The sequence below is a fragment of the Arthrobacter pityocampae genome (assembly GCF_002927275.1).
GTDB classification, from domain to species: domain Bacteria; phylum Actinomycetota; class Actinomycetes; order Actinomycetales; family Micrococcaceae; genus Arthrobacter_D; species Arthrobacter_D pityocampae.
This window is the reverse complement of record NZ_PRKW01000001.1, coordinates 539,509-556,340: the sequence shown is the minus strand read 5'-3', so window position 1 is coordinate 556,340 and position 16,832 is coordinate 539,509. Positions and strand designations below refer to the sequence as shown.

The window sequence follows — 16,832 nt, the reverse complement described above, 5'->3', positions numbered from 1 at the left end:
GATCACATTCTCCTTCAGCCTCGCACGCCGTGTGTTTGTGAAAACATTCACGAGGGGGCTCATAGTAAAGGGGCCGCTTTCGGCCCCCGGGTCTCAACTCGGTTTAACGCTGTCACGTAACCAACCGGTAAACAAGTGTCTGACCCGGATAATTGGACTGACGGATGAGTGGTTTGTCACAGCGATGCCTGTTATAGGCGGTGCCGTAGGTGTCCCGGTTCTCCGGGAGCCGCTCGGGTAGGGTTCTAGGGTGGCCACCGATCCTGCCCCGCACTCCCTCTCCCGACCGCCCGGCGTCGTCCTGATCGCCGCGGTCCTGGTGCTCGAGGCCGTCGCCCTCCTCGCCCTGTCGGTCGGTTTCCTCCTGTCGGTCTTCGCAGCGGACCCGGTCTCCGTCGGGGGATCGGTCTTCATGACCGTCCTGCTCCTGCTCGTCGCGGCAGGCCTGGTGGCCATGGCGAGGAAACTGGCGGCCGGGTTCCGCTGGCCGCGCTCGCCGGCGCTGGTGGTCCAGTTGTTCCTGGTGATCCTGGCCTTCCCCTACTTCACCGCCGGTGATCCCGTCATCGGCGTCCTGCTCATCGCGCCCGCGGCCGCGGTGATCATCACGCTCTTCTCGAAGCCCGTCGTCGACTTCACGACCCGGGGGTCGGGGCCCGCGAGGACGCTCTAGGTCGCAGCTCTCCTGCCCGCGGACGAACCTCCCCGTCCGCATCACCCGGTCCCTGCGCCACCTGGAGCTCCATGATGCCCGACGGGTCACAGGCGAATCCGCGGCCCGGGATCGGGCGACCCTCCGGTTCGAGGCGGACCCCCAGGACATCCCCGTCACCCGACGACCGGGGCGACAGCACGAGGCCCCGACCCTGCCCGCGCCCCTGGGCGGCCAGGGGAACCCGCGCCAGGAGGGACGGCCCCGGCACGGCGGCCAGCACCGCGGCGGCGCCCCGGGCCACCAGCCCCGCGAGGACCTGATGCACGTCCGCGGGGAGATCATCGGCGTCGTCGACGAGCAGGAGGCAGTCCTGTCCCGGAGGACGGGCGCCGTGCTCGGTGAGGTCCCGCCAGTAGCGCACCGCGTCCTCGCCCGAGCCGCCGTCCCGCGGTGCGAGGACGGTGGGACGCGGCCGGAGCCGGGAGGCGGAATCCCGGAGCACCCCCAGCGTCGTGGAGCGTCCGGTCCCCGGACGGCCCAGCACGAGGAACACCTCACCGGGCCGGAGGCCGATGACATACGCCTCGAGGTCGTCCCCGCACACGCCCACCAGCAGGTCGATCGAGCCCCGGCGCTGCGCTGGCGCCGATTGCGCGTGGAGCCTCTCCGCGGTGACGGCGTGCGGCAGTGGATGGACCGGGAACGGCGCCCGGGATGGGGGCGTCGGACGAACATCGGCGCCGTCCTGCACGAGCTGGCAGGTGCCGTCGCCCCAGGTGCCGGTGATCCGGCCCTGGGCGAAGCCGCGGCCGGCGACGGCCTCGAGGGGCGGCATCTTCGGCCAGGTCAGGGTCGTCTCCTGCTGGGCTCCCCGTGGGAGGTAGACGCGGTTCGGGAGGAGGGCGAAGAACCTGGCCGCGGTCAGCTCCCGATCCCCGCCGAGGCAGACCGCGATCCCGTGCGCAGCTCCGTCCCGGACCAGCGACTGCAGGTCCTCCTCCGCGCGTGCGAAGCGGCCCTGGCGGAACTGGCTGCTCCACCGACCCCAGCCGGTGACCACGAGGACGATGCCCGGACCGTCGTCGGACCGGGCACCCGCACGACCCACGAGCCGCTGCAGGACGCGGCCGGCGCGTCGCGTCTCGTCCGGGCGGACGTAGGCGCCCACGTGTGGACCCGACGAGCAGCCGGCCAGGCTGCCGTCACCGTCGAGGAGGTACAGGTGGACGTCGGGATCGGCGACCGGCAGGGACGAGGCGACCGCCGCGAGGGCCTCTCCTGCGCCGCTGCCCGGGAGCCCGATGAGCGCGAGATGCGAGTGCTCCCCGGGTCTCCAGAGCAGGAGTCGCTGTTCCTGGCGGTCCGGGAAGTCGGCGACGCCGAGGGCCACCCCCCGGTGCCCGCGCCGGGCGTCGGGGGTGTCGTGCCCGGCCGTGGCGGGAGGAAAGGCCCCGCATGCCCGCGAGGTGAGCACGGCCGGCAGGGGCGGCAGGACGGGTCGGCGCGGCCGGGGAGCGGACGATCCTCCAGCCGCGGACCGCAGCGCTTCGACCGCCTGGGCGAGCACGGAGGAAGTCTGCGGCCCGGCCGTTCCCTCGGGGTCGGGCACGGCTGCCCGGGCAGGAGCGGCCGATGCGCCATCGATGCGGGCGGCGGCATCCTGCCAGCCCGCGCTGCGGTCCGCGGCGGGCAACTCCGACGACGACGCGACCTGGAAGGCGATCGGGGCCTCCGACCCGCGGCGCAGGAAGGCCCGCCCCGGGAGGTCGACGGGCAGCTCCGCGGCCGCCGGTGTCCCGAGGAGGTCCTGCGACTCCATCGGGGTCTGGACCCTGAGGAGGACCGACGCGGTGATGTTCGCCCGCAGGTCCGGAGTGACGACGCCCTGGGCCCGCTGGGTGGCCAGGACCAGGTGGACCCCGAGGGAGCGGCCGAGCGAGGCGATCCTCATCAGGTCGGGGATCGCCGTCGGGACGTCGTCGCTCAGCGACCTGAACTCGTCGATCACGATCACCAGCCGGGGAGGGCAGGCTCCCGGGGCGACGCGGCGAAGGTCATCGAGGTCGTCGGCGGCGTACTCGGAGCACAGGCGTTCCCGCCGACGGAGTTCCGCGCGCAGCGATGCCAGGGCCCGGCCGGTGGACTCGGAGGACAGATCGGTCAGACTGCCGACGCAGTGCGGCAGGGACGCCAGGGGGCCGAGACCGGAACCGCCCTTGTAGTCGACCAGCAGGACCGTGAGGTGCTCGGGCGGCTGGTTCAGGGCGAGGCCGAGCACGAGGGTCCTCAGGAACTCGGACTTCCCGGAGCCGGTGGTCCCGGCGACCAGCAGGTGCGGGCCGTCCCGCACGAGATCGATCGACAGGCGGCCCTCGAGGGACCTGCCCACGTGGGCGGTGGCGTGCCCGCCGTCGGACCGGGACCACCGCGCGGTGACTGCCGGCGCGAGCGTGGCCGGCATCAGGTCCTCCGACCAGAGCGAGGCCGAGCGCGGGAGGCTCGCGAGGGTGGAGGGCCGGACCCCGCGGCTGCCGGCCGGCGATGCCGGGCCGAGAGCCGCCGCCCGGGCGAGCGTCCGCGCGGTCCGCTCGAAGGTCCGCGCCGAGACGCCGTCCGCAAGGACCGCGTAGTCATAACCGCCCATGCGGGCCCTCGCGGTCCCGGCGGTCAGCGTCATCCCATCGGTCCCGTGCAGCCCATCGGGTCCAGGGAGCGTCCGGTCGGGTCGTGATCCGGGGGCGAAGCGGAGGACGACGACGTTCGCGGCGCACCCGGGCAGGTCCTCGGAGAGCTGGAAGACCAGCAGGAGTACCGCCCGGGCAGCGAGCGCGGCGAGGACGCCCCGGTCGTGCGTGAGGTGGACGTTCGGCAGGAACCGCGCGTGGAGCGGCAGGTCCCGGGCCGGTCCCCAACACACGAGGATCGGGGCGCCGGACCGCGGGTGGGCCACCTGGAGCAGGAGGGCCCGCAGGACGCCGTGCACTCCCTCCTCGTCACCGGTGATCGTGAACGGGCGGGACGCGGCGCCGGTCTCCCTCGAACACGGAAGGAGGAGCGGGACCCCGTCCAGGCTCGGAGGATCGAACGGGACGTCCGCCCGCGGAGCCGTGAGGTGCGCCGGCTGGTCCGCCGTACCCAGCCGCAACAGGACCACCTCCGGTGCTGGCCCTGCCCCCCCGGACGGTCCGGGCGGGGGATGGCGGGACGCGCGGACGGCGTCGAGCGCGGTCTGCCCGGGGTCGGGTGCTGCGCTCCGGCGTCGGGCGCGGTCCCGTGCGGCGGCGTCGCGCACCTCGCCGGCGAAGACGGCCGACGCCCGGCGGTACGTCACCAACGGTACGAGACCGGTCACGGCGGAGAGGCCACTGAAGGCGAGGAAGAACCACAGGCCGGTGGTCAGCGCGAGGACGACCCCGAGGACCAGGGGCAGGAGTGCCGTCACGACGAGGAGGCGCGACGGCCGGCCCGGAAGCGCCACGTCGACGGGCAGGGGCCCGAGGACCGTTCGGGGGTCGCCTGCCGTTCATCCCGGGTCGTCGACCAGTTCGATGCCGCACCGGCTCCTGCCGAACCGCAGGTCCGCGGCGGTGGTGATGGCGGCCGTCGTGATCCTGGCCTCGTCGACGAATGTCCCGTTCACCGAGCGGAGGTCCTCGAGGAGGATGGAGTCCTGCGTCACCGTGAGCAGGGCATGGCTCCGGGAGAGCGCGGGATCCGCGATGGTGATGCCGGCCGCCGCGCGTCCGATGACGTAGCTGCCCCGCGTCAGGGGCACGACCCGGCCCGCGTCCGGCCCCGTGTGGACGACGAACACCAGGTGGGGGAGCGGCGCCGGGGCAGGAGGCCCGGGCTGCGCGCCGCACACGATGACCGCACCGTGCGGGAGGTCACCGGTGTGCGGGAGGAGACCGGCCAGCGGCCGCCCGTCCACAGTGAAGGGCCCCCGGTGTCCGCCCGCCGCGAGCCGGTCCGCCAGCGCCGCGCCGGTGCGGACGGTGTCGGTGTCGACGACGATCTCCCGGGTGAAGGCTGCCGGGGGAGCGCCGGCGAGCGTGACGTGCAGATCCATCGAGGGCCTCCTGGCAGGGTGGGGACCAGACTAGGAGCATCGTGGACCGGCCGCGTCGACGAGGGAGTCGATGTGGACAACGCGCGGCCGCACCCGATTCCTGTCAAGCACGAAGGGTTCATCACATTCGCGGGGAAGATTGCCGGTGGGCCGGACGGCCCCGGTAGAGTACGGGAGCGTGTCTACCCCGGGAATCACTCATGTCCGTCGCTGAGGCGACTCGTCCGGGTCCTCCCCGTGGTCGGGGCGCCGACTCCGACCGGGGGTTCCGCCCCGAGGTGCAGGGCCTCCGCGCGCTCGCCGTGCTGATGGTGGTCTCCTACCACATCTGGTTCGGCCGGGTCTCGGGTGGCGTGGACATCTTCCTGCTGATCTCGGCCTTCCTCCTGTCCCTGTCCTTCCTGCGAAGGATCGAGGGGGGTAAGCCGCTGGACCTCGCGCAGCACTGGCTGCACCAGTTCAAGCGGCTGCTGCCCGCCGTCGTCGTCGTGATTCTCGGCGTGCTCGGGGCGAGTTACGTCCTCGTGCCGCCGTCGCGGTGGCCCGACATCATCGAGCAGTCCTGGGCGTCCCTGTTCTACGTGCAGAACTGGGTGCTGGCCTCGAACGCGGTCGACTACTACGCGGACGACCACAGTCTCGCGAGCCCGCTCCAGCACTTCTGGTCCCTGTCGGTCCAGGGCCAGGTCTTCATCCTGTGGCCGCTGCTGTTCCTCGCCAGCGCGCTGCTGGCCCGCAGGTTCCGGCTCAGGGTACGCGGCGTCGTCATGCTCGTGTTCGGGGCCGTGTTCGTCGCCTCGCTCGGGTTCTCGATCTGGGAGACGTACACGAACCAGGCGTACGCCTACTTCGACACCCGCGCCCGCCTGTGGGAGTTCGCCCTCGGGACCCTGCTGGCCCTGGCCCTGCCCTTCGTCCGGCTGCCGCGGTCCCTGCGCATCGTGGCGGGGTGGGTCGGTGTCGCCGCGATGCTCAGCGGCGGCTTCATCCTCGACGTCCAGGGCCAGTTCCCCGGGTATGTCGCCCTGTGGCCGCTGCTGGCCGCGGCGCTGGTGATCCTGGCGGGCCAGACGGGGAGCGCGATCGGCGCCGACCGCTTCCTGTCGGCCAAGCCCCTGGTGCGGGTGGGGGACCTGTCCTACGCCCTGTACCTATGGCACTGGCCGGTACTGGTGCTGGCGCTGGTCTGGCAGGACCGGCCGTCCCCGGGACTGCTGGGCGGGTTCATCATCATCGCCGTGTCGCTGGTGCTCGCGTACCTGACGATGCGCTTCGTGGAGCGTCCGCTGCGGGCCCTCGCCTGGGCGGACAAGCGGCGGCGCCGCGCGGTGGTGGTCCTCGCCGTCAGCGTGGGGCTCGTCGCTGCGCCCCTGGCCGCCTGGCAGCACACCATCACGCAGGAGGCCCGGAATCTCGCTGCGGAGGCCGACACGAACAACCCGGGTGCCCTGGTGCTGGATCCGCTCCTCGGCATCTCCGCCCCTGCGGGCGTGCCGCCGATCCCCGCGACGACCGAGATGGACAAGGAGTACTTCCAGTTCGACGAAGCATGCGCAGGCGAGGACGTCCCGGCCGCCGAACTGATCCGGGACGCGTGCTACGTCGTCGAACCCCCCTCGACGCCCGTACGGGACATCGTCGTCGTCGGCGACTCGCATTCCCAGCAGTGGGCGGTGCCGCTGGCCGCGATGGCGCAGGAGCGGGGCTGGAAGATGACGTTCGTCCTGCTGGGAGGATGCAAGTACGGGGCGGGCCCCGAGGGACGCACCCCCGAATGCGAGCAGTGGAACGCCACGGTGACCGACTACGTCCTCCAGCAGGCGCCGGACCTCGTCTACACGGTGGGGACGGTCGCGCGCAGCGATGATCCGCAGGACGTCCTGCCGGCCGGCTTCGCCCGGATAGCACGGATGCTCGACGACCGCGGCATCCAGGTGGTGGCCGTCCGTGACAATCCGAGGTTCGGGACCAGCCGGGTGCTCTGCGTCGAGACGCAGGGCGCGGACAGCCCCGCGTGCAACCCTCCCCGCGCTGCCACCCTCAGCGATCAGCCCCCGGTCGCCGAGCTGCTCGGACAGGCTCCGAACGTCGCCTTCCTGGACTTCACCGACTACCTGTGCCGGGACGAGGTCTGCCCGGCCGTCATCGGCAACGTCTTCGTGTACATCGACGACAACCACGTCAGTGCGAGCTACCTCAGATCCATGCTGCCGATCTTCACTCAGCGCTTCGACGAGGCAGTGGGTCCCTAGGCCGGTCGGGGTGCGCGACGAGGCTTCACCGCCCCGTCGGTTGGAAGGCCCCGCGCTTCCGTCGGGTAGCCTTAACCGGGTATGTCCGTCGTCGGAATGAATTCAGGAGCACTTGTGAACGTTGACCTCGTTGTCGTCGGGTCGGGCTTTTTCGGCCTGACCGTTGCGGAAAGAGCGGCCACCCAGCTGGGCCTCAAGGTGGCCGTGCTCGACCGCCGGCACCACATCGGCGGCAACGCGTACAGCGAGAACGAGGCCCGCACGGGGATCGAGGTCCACCGGTACGGTGCGCACCTCTTCCACACGTCCAACGAGCGGGTCTGGGACTACGTCCACAACTTCACCGAGTTCACGAAGTACGTGCACAAGGTCTACACCCGCCACAAGGGCGAGGTGTACCCCATGCCGATCAACCTCGGCACGATCAACCAGTTCTTCCGCTCCGCGCTCGGCCCCGTCGAGGCACGGGCGCTGATCCAGGAACAGGCGGGCGAACTCGCCGGCACCGACCCCCAGAACCTGAACGACAAGGGCATCCAGCTGATCGGGCGCCCGCTGTACGAGGCCTTCATCAAGCACTACACGGGCAAGCAGTGGCAGACCGATCCGAAGGACCTCCCCGCGGAGATCATCTCGCGCCTTCCGGTCCGCTACACGTACGACAACCGGTACTTCAACGACAAGTACGAGGGGCTCCCGGTCAACGGCTACACGGCCTGGATCGAGCGGATGGCGGACCACCCGAACATCGACATCCACCTCGACACCGACTTCTTCGACGAGGGCCACGAGTACTCGCGCTCGTCGACGCTCGGCCAGGTCCCCGTGATCTACACCGGGCCCGTGGACCGGTACTTCGACTTCGCGGAGGGGGACCTCTCCTGGCGCACCATCGACCTGGAGGAGGAGGTCCTCCCGGTCGAGGACTTCCAGGGCTGCTCCGTGATGAACTACCCCGACGAGGATTCCGCGTTCACCCGCATCCACGAGTTCCGCCACTTCCACCCGGAGCGCGACTACACCAAGGACGCCACCGTCATCATGCGGGAGTACTCGCGCTTCGCCGAAAAGGGCGACGAGCCGTACTACCCGATCAACACCTCCGAGGACCGCGCGAAGATGCTCGCCTACCGCGATCTGGCGAAGGGTGAGAAGGACGTCCTGTTCGGCGGCCGCCTCGGGACCTACAAGTACCTCGACATGCACATGGCCATCGGCTCGGCCCTGTCCATGTTCGACAACAAGATCGCGCCGCACTTCACGAGCGGGCAGAAGTTCGTGAGCGGCGGAGTCGACGCATGACCGTCGGAGCGACGAAGACCGCCGGCAGCGGCCCCGTGACGGACGGCGCCGCGTACGAGGTGGTTCACAAGGTCGTGCTCCCGGTGGAGGGCGACACCGACGTCCTGCCGCTCTACGTGGACTTCAACCCGGCACGCCGGGTCACCGACCCGACGCGCCGGGCGATCCGGAACGGGGCGCCGAAGACGCCGCCGTCGTTCCCCGTCCTCAGCCACCAGAGGTCGGACTTCATCGCCGGACGCACGAGCCTGAAACTGCCGGCCCATCAGAGGGTCTCCCTCGGCACCTACTTCAACGCGTTCCCCGCCAGCTACTGGCGGCGGCACACCCCCATACGCTCCGTGCGGCTCCGCGTCGAGGTGGAGGCCGGTGCCGAGGCGTCGGTCATCGTCTACCGGTCCAGCCCGCGCGGCACCTCGAACAGGGTCGACACGGCGACGACGACGACCGGCGGCGAGCTCGTCTTCGACCTCCCGCTGGCCTCCTTCGTCGATGGTGGCTGGTACTGGTTCGACCTCGTCGCCCACGACGAGGAGGTGACGCTCACGCGGGCGGACTGGTCCGTGCCGGCCGCCTCGGCGCGCAGCCGGGGATCCCTCTCCATCGCCGTCACGACCTTCAACCGCCCCGAGTACGCGGTACGGCACATGACCACCGTCGCGAACGACGCCGATCTGCTCCAGGTCCTGGACCGCCTGATCATCATCGACCAGGGCGACGACAGGGTGACGGACCAGGCCGACTACGCGGCGGCTGCCGCGCGGCTCGGCGAGAGGTTCCGTCTCGTCGAGCAGGCCAACCTCGGCGGTTCGGGCGGCTTCGCCCGCGGCATGGAGGAAGCCCTGCGCGGCGAGGACAGCGACTACGTCCTGCTCCTCGACGACGACGTGAGCATCGAGACCGAGGGCATCCTCCGGGCCCTGCACTTCGCGCACTACACGACCGATCCGACGATCGTCGGCGGCCACATGTTCAACCTCTACGAACGGGCTGTCCTCCACACCTTCGGCGAGCAGGTCGATCGTCGTCGCTTCTTCTGGGGGCCGGCGGCGAAGAGCCTCGAGGGCCACGATTTCTCGGAGCGGAACCTCCGGATGACACCGTGGGTGCATCGACGCGTCGACGTCGACTACAACGGCTGGTGGATGTGCCTGATCCCGCTGCAGGTCGTCCGTGAGATCGGGCTCGCCCTGCCGGTCTTCATCAAATGGGACGACGCGGAGTACGGGGTGCGCGCGCAGAAGGCCGGGTTCTCCACGGTCACCCTCCCCGGGGCGGCGGTGTGGCACATGCCCTGGACGGAGAAGGACGACACGATCGACTGGCAGGCCTACTACCACCAGCGCAACCGGTGGGTCGCCGCGCTCAGTCATTCCCCCTTCGCCCGCGGTGGGACGATGCCCTTCGAGAGTCTCGCCCTCGACGTCCGGCACCTCCTCTCGATGCAGTACTCCGCGGTCGCCGTCCGCATCAAGGCGCTCGACGACGTCCTCGACGGACCCGCGCACCTCCACGCCACCCTGGGCGAACGGCTGCAGTGGGTCAGGACGGCGCGGCGCGACTTCACGGACGCCCGGGTGATGCCGAACTCCTCGGACTTCCCGGAAGTACAGGGACGCAGGAATCTCCATGCCATCCAGGAGCCGGCGACGGTTCCCGAATCACTGGTCCGCGCCGTTCTCGCCCTGCTGTCCCAGTGGCGGCCGGTTCCCGCCGAGGCCGGCGAGCGCCCCGCGGTCGAGGTCCCGGCCATGGACGCGCGCTGGTGGCGTCTGACACGGTTCGATTCCGCGCTGGTCACCGCTTCGGACGGGACCGGTGTGTCCTGGTACCGCCGCGACCGCTCCCTGTTCTTCTCGCTCCTCGGCAAGACGCTCTCACGGCACTGGAGGCTCGTCAGCAACTGGTCCGAACTGCAGGGACAGTACGGCGATGCCCTGCCCGAGTTCACCAGCCGCCAGACCTGGAACGGGACCTTCCGCCGGTTCTCCAAGGAGATCGAGGGAGACACGGCAGATTGAGCAACGGGGTGCGAGGATCCGCAGCGGATCTGCCGGGCGCCATGCAGATACCGGGGGCCGGCGGCGGGCTCGGGGCTGTGCTGAAGAACCGGTTCCTCCTCCGGCTTCTCGTCCGGAAGGAGATCCACGTCCGCTACCGCGGGTCGATCCTCGGTCTGCTCTGGTCGTACCTCAAGCCGCTCCTCCAGTTCTCCGTCTACTACGTGGCGCTGGGGATCTTCCTCGATCTGCAGGGCACGACGGAGAACTACGCGATCTATCTGTTCTCGGGCATCGTGCTCATCAACTTCTTCACCGAGGCCTTCGGCAACGCCACCCGCTCGATCGTTGAGAACCGGGATCTCATCAAGAAGATCTACCTTCCCCGCGAGCTGTTCCCCATGTCCGCGGTCTGGGTGTCGGCCGTCCACTTCTTTCCCCAGCTCCTCGTCCTCGCCGGCGCCTGCCTCATCGTCGGGTGGCGTCCGGACGTCCTCCAGCTGTCCCTGGCGCTCGTCGGCTTCCTGATCGTCGCCTGCCTCGCCGCCGGGCTCGGACTGCTGTTCGGGGCGGTCAACGTGTACTTCCGTGATGCGGAGAACCTCGTCGACATGATCCTGATGGTGGTCACCTGGGCGTCGCCGGTCCTCTACAGCTGGATCCTGGTCAGCGACGCGCTCGGCCCGTGGTTCTTCCTGTACCAGCTGAACCCCATGACCGTTGCGGTCGAACTGTTCCATCTCGGCTTCTGGGTCCCCACGCTCGAGGACACGACGGGTCCCGCGCTGATGCCCGACCTTCTCGGCCTGTGGGTGCCGATCGCGGCAGTCCTGTCACTGGTGGTCCTGTTCATCGGCCAGTTCGTGTTCCGGCGCCTGTCGGTCAACTTCGCCCAGGAGCTGTGAGGATGGCCGCCGATGCGATCGTCGCCACCGGACTGCGGAAACGCTTCGTCCTCCGTCATACCCGGTCGCTGAAGGAGGCCTTCGTCTGGTTCGTCCGTGGGCGGAGGGGTGAGCTCGTCCAGAAGTTCAACGCGCTCGACGACGTCGGCTTCACGGTGCGGACGGGGGAGACCGTCGCCCTGCTGGGCCTCAACGGCTCGGGTAAATCGACGCTCCTCAAACTGATCTCGGGCGTGCTCCAGCCGGATGCAGGAGTCATCCGCACGCGGGGACACCTCGCCGGGCTCATCGAGGTCGGGGCAGGGTTCCACCACGACCTCAGCGGGCGGGAGAACGTTTACCTCAACGGGGCGATCCTCGGCATGTCCCAGCAGGACATCGAGGAGCGGTTCGACTCCATCATCGAGTTCGCCGAGATCGGCGAGTTCATCGACACCGAGGTGAAGTTCTACTCGTCCGGCATGTACCTCCGGCTCGCATTCTCGATCGCGGTCCATACCGATCCGGACATCTTCCTCGTCGACGAGATCCTCGCCGTCGGCGACGAGCCGTTCCAGCGGAAGTGCCTGGCGAAGATCAGGGAACTGGCGGACGCGGGGAAGACCCTCATCGTCGTGAGCCATGACCTCGACCTGGTGTCGAGCGTCTGCGAACGCGGGATCCTCCTCGAGAACGGACGGCTCGTGAAGGACGGCGACGTCGCATCCGTCGTCGCGGAGCTGAGACAGCGCGCGAGTGATCATTAGGGACGCCGCAGGGAGCCGGGGCCCGGATCAGGCGCCCGGAACGCACGGATTTCACGAGAGGGAAGAATAGTGAGACATGAGAGCGCCGGTGAGGCCCATCCGATGATGAGCCGCCGGGCCGTCGTCCTGGGGATGCTCGGCCTGCCGTTCCTCGCTGCCGCCTGCACCAGCGGCGACGAGGCCCCGGAGGCCGGGACGGGTACGTTCCCGGTCGAGGTCAAGCATCGCTTCGGGGAGACGACCGTGAGCGAACGGCCGGCGCGGATCGCGACCTTCGGGTACGCCGCCGCGGATGTCTGCATCGCCCTCGGGATCGCACCCCTGGGCATGCCGGGGTCGAACGCCACCCCCTGGTACAACCTGCGGCGCGTCGCCGAGGAAACCCTGATGCCGGTCCTCTACCCGGACGATCTCGAGCTCGCCCTCCCCGCGATCGAGGACCTCGAACCCGACCTGATCTTCACCACCGGCGCCGACCTCACCCGCGAGCAGTACGACCGGCTGTCCGACATCGCCCCGGTCGTCCACGGGACGAGCGCGGGGAAGCCCTCCTGGCGCGAGACGGTGGAGCAGGTCGCACGGGCGGTCGGCCGGCCCGATGAGGGCGCGGAGCTCATCCGGGACACGGAGCAGTCGATCACGGCGTCGGTCGCCGACTACCCGGACCTGCCCGGGACCACCTTCCTCGTCGTCGAGGCCTTCGCTGCGGCCGGTGCGGACCTCGGGGTCTACGTCTCCGGATCCGGGCCCGTGGTCACCCTCGAGGAGTTCGGCATGGAGCCCGCCCCGGTGCCGACCGGCCTGGAGGAGTCCGACGAGCTGGTGGACGAGGTCTTCGGCGCCGTCGGTCAGGTCCGGTGGCCCCGCGCCCGGGCGGAGGAACTTCGGGCGGAGGTCCTCGTCCTCGTCGCCGAACGACGGCGGGCCAAGGAGCTGGCGGAGGACCTCGCGGAGGACCTCGATCCGGCCCAGCAGACCGTCCTCGCCCCGAAGGACGAGATGGGCGCCGCGATGATCATGGTGTCCCCGCTCAGCCTCGAGTGGCTGGCGCGGAACTTCGTCCCCGTCCTGGCCGAGGCCGCCTTCGACGTGCGCCAGTAGTCCGGCCGCGGGGCGCCCGGGGCGTCGGATCCCCCGATCACGGGAGGCCCGCGGTGCATGATTTACTGGGAAGTGTGCAAAGGACGACGAAGGCTGCTGTCCTTGTCACGATTCTCGCTGTCGTCTACTCCGGTTTCAGGATCCACGCACCGAGCTTCTGGGTGGACGAGGCGGCCACGGTCAGCGCCATCGATCGCAGTCTGCCCGACCTGATCCGGATGCTGGGCATCATCGACGCCGTGCACGGCTTCTACTACCTCCTCCTGCGCGGCTGGGCAACACTCTTCGGAGTCTCCGAGGTCGCACTCCGCCTGCCGAGCCTGCTGGCGGTCGGTGTGGCTGCGGGCCTGGTCGTCGCCATCGGACGGCGGATCGGAGGCCTCGCCTACGGTCTGACGGCGGCCACACTGCTGGTGCTGCTGCCGCGGACCCAGTACGTGGCCACCGATGCCCGGTCCTATGCCCTGGCGCTGGCCGCCAGCGTCGCCGCGACCTACTTCCTCGTCCGTGCCCGAGAGCTACCCCGACGGCGATTCTGGGTCGGCTACGCCGCGGCGGGCCTGCTGGCCACCCTGCTGTCCTTCTACACCGTGCTCGTGCTCGTGGCCCACGCGGTGACCGTCTGCCTGGACCGGCGACTGCGCCGCAGCTGGCGCCCGTTCCTGGCCGCCAGCCCGGCGTGGCTCGTCCCCGCAGCCTGCCTCGCCGCGATCGGCGCAGGTCAGCAGTTCCAGATCGCATGGATACGACCGATCGACAGCGGCGTCGTCGCGGAGGTCGCCCTCCTGCAGTTCTTCAGCGACGCCTACCTCATGCTCGACGGCGCCATCTCGCCGCTGCCGACCCCCGGCGAGAACCTCACCACGGTGGGACTCGCCGTGATCCTGTGGGGCATGGCGCTCGTCGGCGCCATCCGGCTGCGGAGGCATTTCGCGGTGAAGCTGGCCGTGCCGCTCCTCGTGGTCCCGCTGCTCTGTGTCATCGGTGGATCCCTCATCCTCGGGTCCCCGTACTACCTGCCCCGCTATCTCACCTTCATCCTCCCGACCGTCCCGCTCCTCGCCGCAGCAGCGGTGCTCAGGGCGGGCGAACCGGCGTCCGGGCGCCGGCCGGCGATGGCGTCCAGCCGGGAGCGGCGGGCAGCGGCCGGTGTGCTGGTTGCCGTCGCGCTCCTGGCCCTGCCGTCCTACCTGGGCCAGCGGACGGAGTACGGCAGGAGTCCGCAGGACGATTTCCGCTTCGTGGCGGACACCATCAGGGACGAGGCCGAGGCCGGGGACGCGATCGCCCTCACCGGGGACGCGGGCCTCGGCCGGATCGCCTACCAGGACTCCTTCGCCGGGCTGGACGACATCACCATCGGCAAGACCGCCGACGAGTGGGGGAGGATCTACGATCAGCGCTTCGACGTGGACTCGGTGGAGGACAGGATCCTGCCGCACGACGTCGTCTGGGTCGTGTATCCGAGGGGCGAGCGGGCACCGGAGCGGACGCTCAGGTCGCTCGGCTACGGCGCGGACGCGCGGTTCGACGGGACGGGCACCTCGGTGGTCCGATTCACCCGCGAGGGCAGCGCAGGGTACTCCCCGCCCTGACCCGCCGGGGCGGTCCGGGAGCACCGTCGGAGGTCCACGCGCCGCCGGTCGACGCCGGTCGACGCCGGTCGCCGTCGTCGGACCTCAGGACTCCGTGCAGGCGTCGACGCGGTAGAGGCGGGCGTCGCCCTCCTCCGCGACGAGGGAGATCCCCGGGGCGCTCCCGTCCTCCAGGGCCCGAAGGCCGATGTAGGGCTCGTCGCCGGGGACGATCTCCTGGTCGCCGAAGTCGAGCGCCCAGAGGGCGCCCTCACGGGTGATGTCATCACAGACGGACACGTTGTACCCGGCCTCGTCCCAGTGGTCGAGGAGCGTCTGCTCGGCGTCGGTGCGGTCCCCGAAGATGTGCGGGGCCACGGTCCGCCGGTCCGCCAGGGCGTAGACGAGCGACGCGCCGGTCCGGGGGTTGCCGACGATCACACCGTCGGCGGGCACGAGGTCCGGGACGCGCTGCAGGAGGGCGAGCTCATCGGTGGTCAGGAGGGGGGATTCCTCCTCGAGCGCGAACACCTCTTCCATGCGAGTCTGGACCCCGGACAGGGTCCCGCCCTGGGTCCCCACCCCGAGGACGAGGACGACCGCCGCAGCGGTGATCGGACTGCTCGTGATCCCGGAGACCGCGCGTCGGGTGCGGGCCACGGGGGAGGTACCCGCACCCCCGGCGGGCTCCTCCGCGGTCCGGGGCTTCCCGATCCGCCGCAGGAGACCCGTCAGCCATTCGGCACCGAGAACGGCCAGCGGAAGCGTGACGACGGGAAGGAGTGCCGCGAGGCGGAAACTGTCGTTGTACCAGACCCCGGTCATGAAGGTGCGGAACCAGCCCAGGCTCCAGCTCGAGACGATCATGTAGAGGACGCCGCCGATGACGAACATCATGAGGATCCACCACATGTCACGGAACTGCCGCGCCGCGACATAGATTCCGGCGACCGTCAGGATCAGGAGGACCCACGCCGTGGTCGCACCCATCGGCGCACTTCCGAGTACTTCGCCGATCGCCCGGGCGTTGGTCTGGAAGGGCGTCCACGGGGCGAAGGCCAGTGACGGCCGGACCTTCAGCCACGCGACGAGCGTCACGCCCGCATACAGGACGAAGAGGATGCCCCAGAGGACGGGGCGTGAGCGCTCGCCCGTTCCGCCGCGGCGCCCCTGGAACTCCCTCACGGCCCTCGCCGCGACGACCGGCCCGGCGAATGCCAGGAGGGCGAGGAGCGTACTGGGATGGGCCAGGGCGAGGCCGGGGACGACGGCGACCGCGAGCAGGCCGGCGGAGACGGAGAACGAACGACGGCGCCCGGGAGTCATCCCGAGGGCCTCCACGACCAGACCCAGCGCGGCCGGCAGCAGGGCGATGGCTGCGTGGTTCGGGTAGAGGACCCCGAAGGCGACCATCATGTAGGGGAAGCCGCTCATGCCCGCGCACAGGACGCCGGCCGCGAGCAGCGGGATGGGCCGGTAGCCGATGACCCGGCTGATCAGGAACACACAGGAGAGGGGCCACACCAGGGCGCCCAGGACGATCGTGCCGACGTTGACGGCGACGGGCACGGAGGTGCCGGTCATCATGACCACGAGCGCCATGAGGTCGTGCATGGCGGCGGGATAGAAGGCCTGGGAGGCCTCCGTCAGGTTCCCGAGGCTCAGGGCCGAGCCGTTCTGGGTCTCCGCGATGTGCTTGATCGCATTCAGGTGATACACGTTGTCGAAGGTCTGCGAGAAGTTCTCCGGCGCCCCGAAACCAGCGATGTACCGGCCGCCGATGATCACGGCCGGGAACGCGACGGCGACCGGGACCAGCAGCCTCGTGATCCAGCGAGGGAGTCCCTCCCGCGGCATCGCCTGGTTGTCCACGAGGGCCAGGTCCCCGAAGCGGCGGACCGGCGCGAGGCCGGCGGAATCGTTCCTCAGGAGGAGCCGGCGGGCGAGCAGGGCCGCCGCGGCGAGGCAGAGGGTGAACACCAGGTACGAGACGGGGTTGAAGGCCACGCCGACGAAGGGCAGCACGACGGCGAGGCACGAGCCGATCGTCATCGAGAGCGGGGCCGAGAGGGCGGCGAGGCTGAGCCTCCTGACGCCGGCGGCGGCCAGGACGAGAAGTCCCGGTCCGAAGAATACGAGTACCGTGCTAGCGAAAGCAGGGGCGGTAGCCCACCAGCTCATATGGTCATTCTCCTCGTCGTGTTCCTGGGGGCCGCGTTCGGAGGACA

11 protein-coding genes are annotated in these 16,832 nt (G+C 70.2%); 8 read left to right on the top strand and 3 right to left on the bottom strand.

The genetic code is table 11. From position 1 onward, the window contains the following. Positions 1-250: 250 nt before the first annotated feature. The gene (locus C4K88_RS02635; RefSeq protein WP_104120053.1) at positions 251-673 is read left to right on the top strand and encodes a hypothetical protein; all 423 of its coding nucleotides are present in this window, start codon (positions 251-253) and stop codon (positions 671-673) included. Here the strand turns inward: C4K88_RS02635 and C4K88_RS02630 are convergent. Both C4K88_RS02630 and C4K88_RS02625 read right to left on the bottom strand, forming a co-directional pair. Further along, entirely contained in the window at positions 636-4,097 is a 3,462-nt protein-coding gene (locus C4K88_RS02630; protein ID WP_146065592.1) for an FtsK/SpoIIIE domain-containing protein, read from the bottom strand. The two genes, C4K88_RS02635 and C4K88_RS02630, sit on opposite strands and share 38 nt — an antisense overlap. 81 nt (positions 4,098-4,178) lie before the next feature. Then, the gene (locus C4K88_RS02625) at positions 4,179-4,724 is read right to left on the bottom strand and encodes an FHA domain-containing protein (RefSeq protein WP_104120051.1); all 546 of its coding nucleotides are present in this window, start codon (positions 4,722-4,724) and stop codon (positions 4,179-4,181) included. Between the two features lie 200 nt (positions 4,725-4,924). Between C4K88_RS02625 and C4K88_RS02620 the strand changes: the two genes are divergently transcribed. The 7 genes from C4K88_RS02620 (at position 4,925) to C4K88_RS02590 (ending at position 14,625) form a co-directional block, all read left to right on the top strand. Continuing rightward, positions 4,925-6,976, top strand: a complete 2,052-nt coding sequence (locus C4K88_RS02620) for an acyltransferase family protein (RefSeq protein ID WP_104120050.1) — start codon at positions 4,925-4,927, stop codon at positions 6,974-6,976. A 114-nt stretch (positions 6,977-7,090) separates the two neighbouring features. Beyond that, entirely contained in the window at positions 7,091-8,278 is a 1,188-nt protein-coding gene (gene glf / locus C4K88_RS02615) for a UDP-galactopyranose mutase (RefSeq protein ID WP_104120049.1), read from the top strand. Continuing rightward, positions 8,275-10,299: a glycosyltransferase gene (locus C4K88_RS02610; RefSeq protein WP_104120048.1), complete on the top strand. Its 2,025-nt coding sequence runs from the start codon at positions 8,275-8,277 to the stop codon at positions 10,297-10,299. Before glf ends, C4K88_RS02610 begins: the two co-directional genes overlap by 4 nt. Before the next feature lie 41 nt (positions 10,300-10,340). Continuing rightward, positions 10,341-11,183 (top strand): ABC transporter permease, encoded by an 843-nt coding sequence (locus C4K88_RS02605; protein ID WP_104120047.1) that lies wholly within the window; start codon positions 10,341-10,343, stop codon positions 11,181-11,183. A 2-nt stretch (positions 11,184-11,185) separates the two neighbouring features. Further along, positions 11,186-11,929, top strand: a complete 744-nt coding sequence (locus C4K88_RS02600) for an ABC transporter ATP-binding protein (RefSeq protein WP_104120046.1) — start codon at positions 11,186-11,188, stop codon at positions 11,927-11,929. Positions 11,930-11,998: 69 nt separating this feature from the next. Beyond that, a complete protein-coding gene (locus C4K88_RS02595) occupies positions 11,999-13,030 on the top strand; it encodes an ABC transporter substrate-binding protein (RefSeq protein WP_146065591.1) in 1,032 nt (343 codons plus the stop codon). A 74-nt stretch (positions 13,031-13,104) separates the two neighbouring features. Continuing rightward, a complete protein-coding gene (locus tag C4K88_RS02590) occupies positions 13,105-14,625 on the top strand; it encodes a glycosyltransferase family 39 protein (protein WP_146065590.1) in 1,521 nt (506 codons plus the stop codon). Positions 14,626-14,709: 84 nt separating this feature from the next. Here the strand turns inward: C4K88_RS02590 and C4K88_RS02585 are convergent, their stop codons facing one another. Then, positions 14,710-16,785: a DUF6541 family protein gene (locus C4K88_RS02585; protein WP_104120043.1), complete on the bottom strand. Its 2,076-nt coding sequence runs from the start codon at positions 16,783-16,785 to the stop codon at positions 14,710-14,712. Positions 16,786-16,832 lie beyond the last annotated feature (47 nt).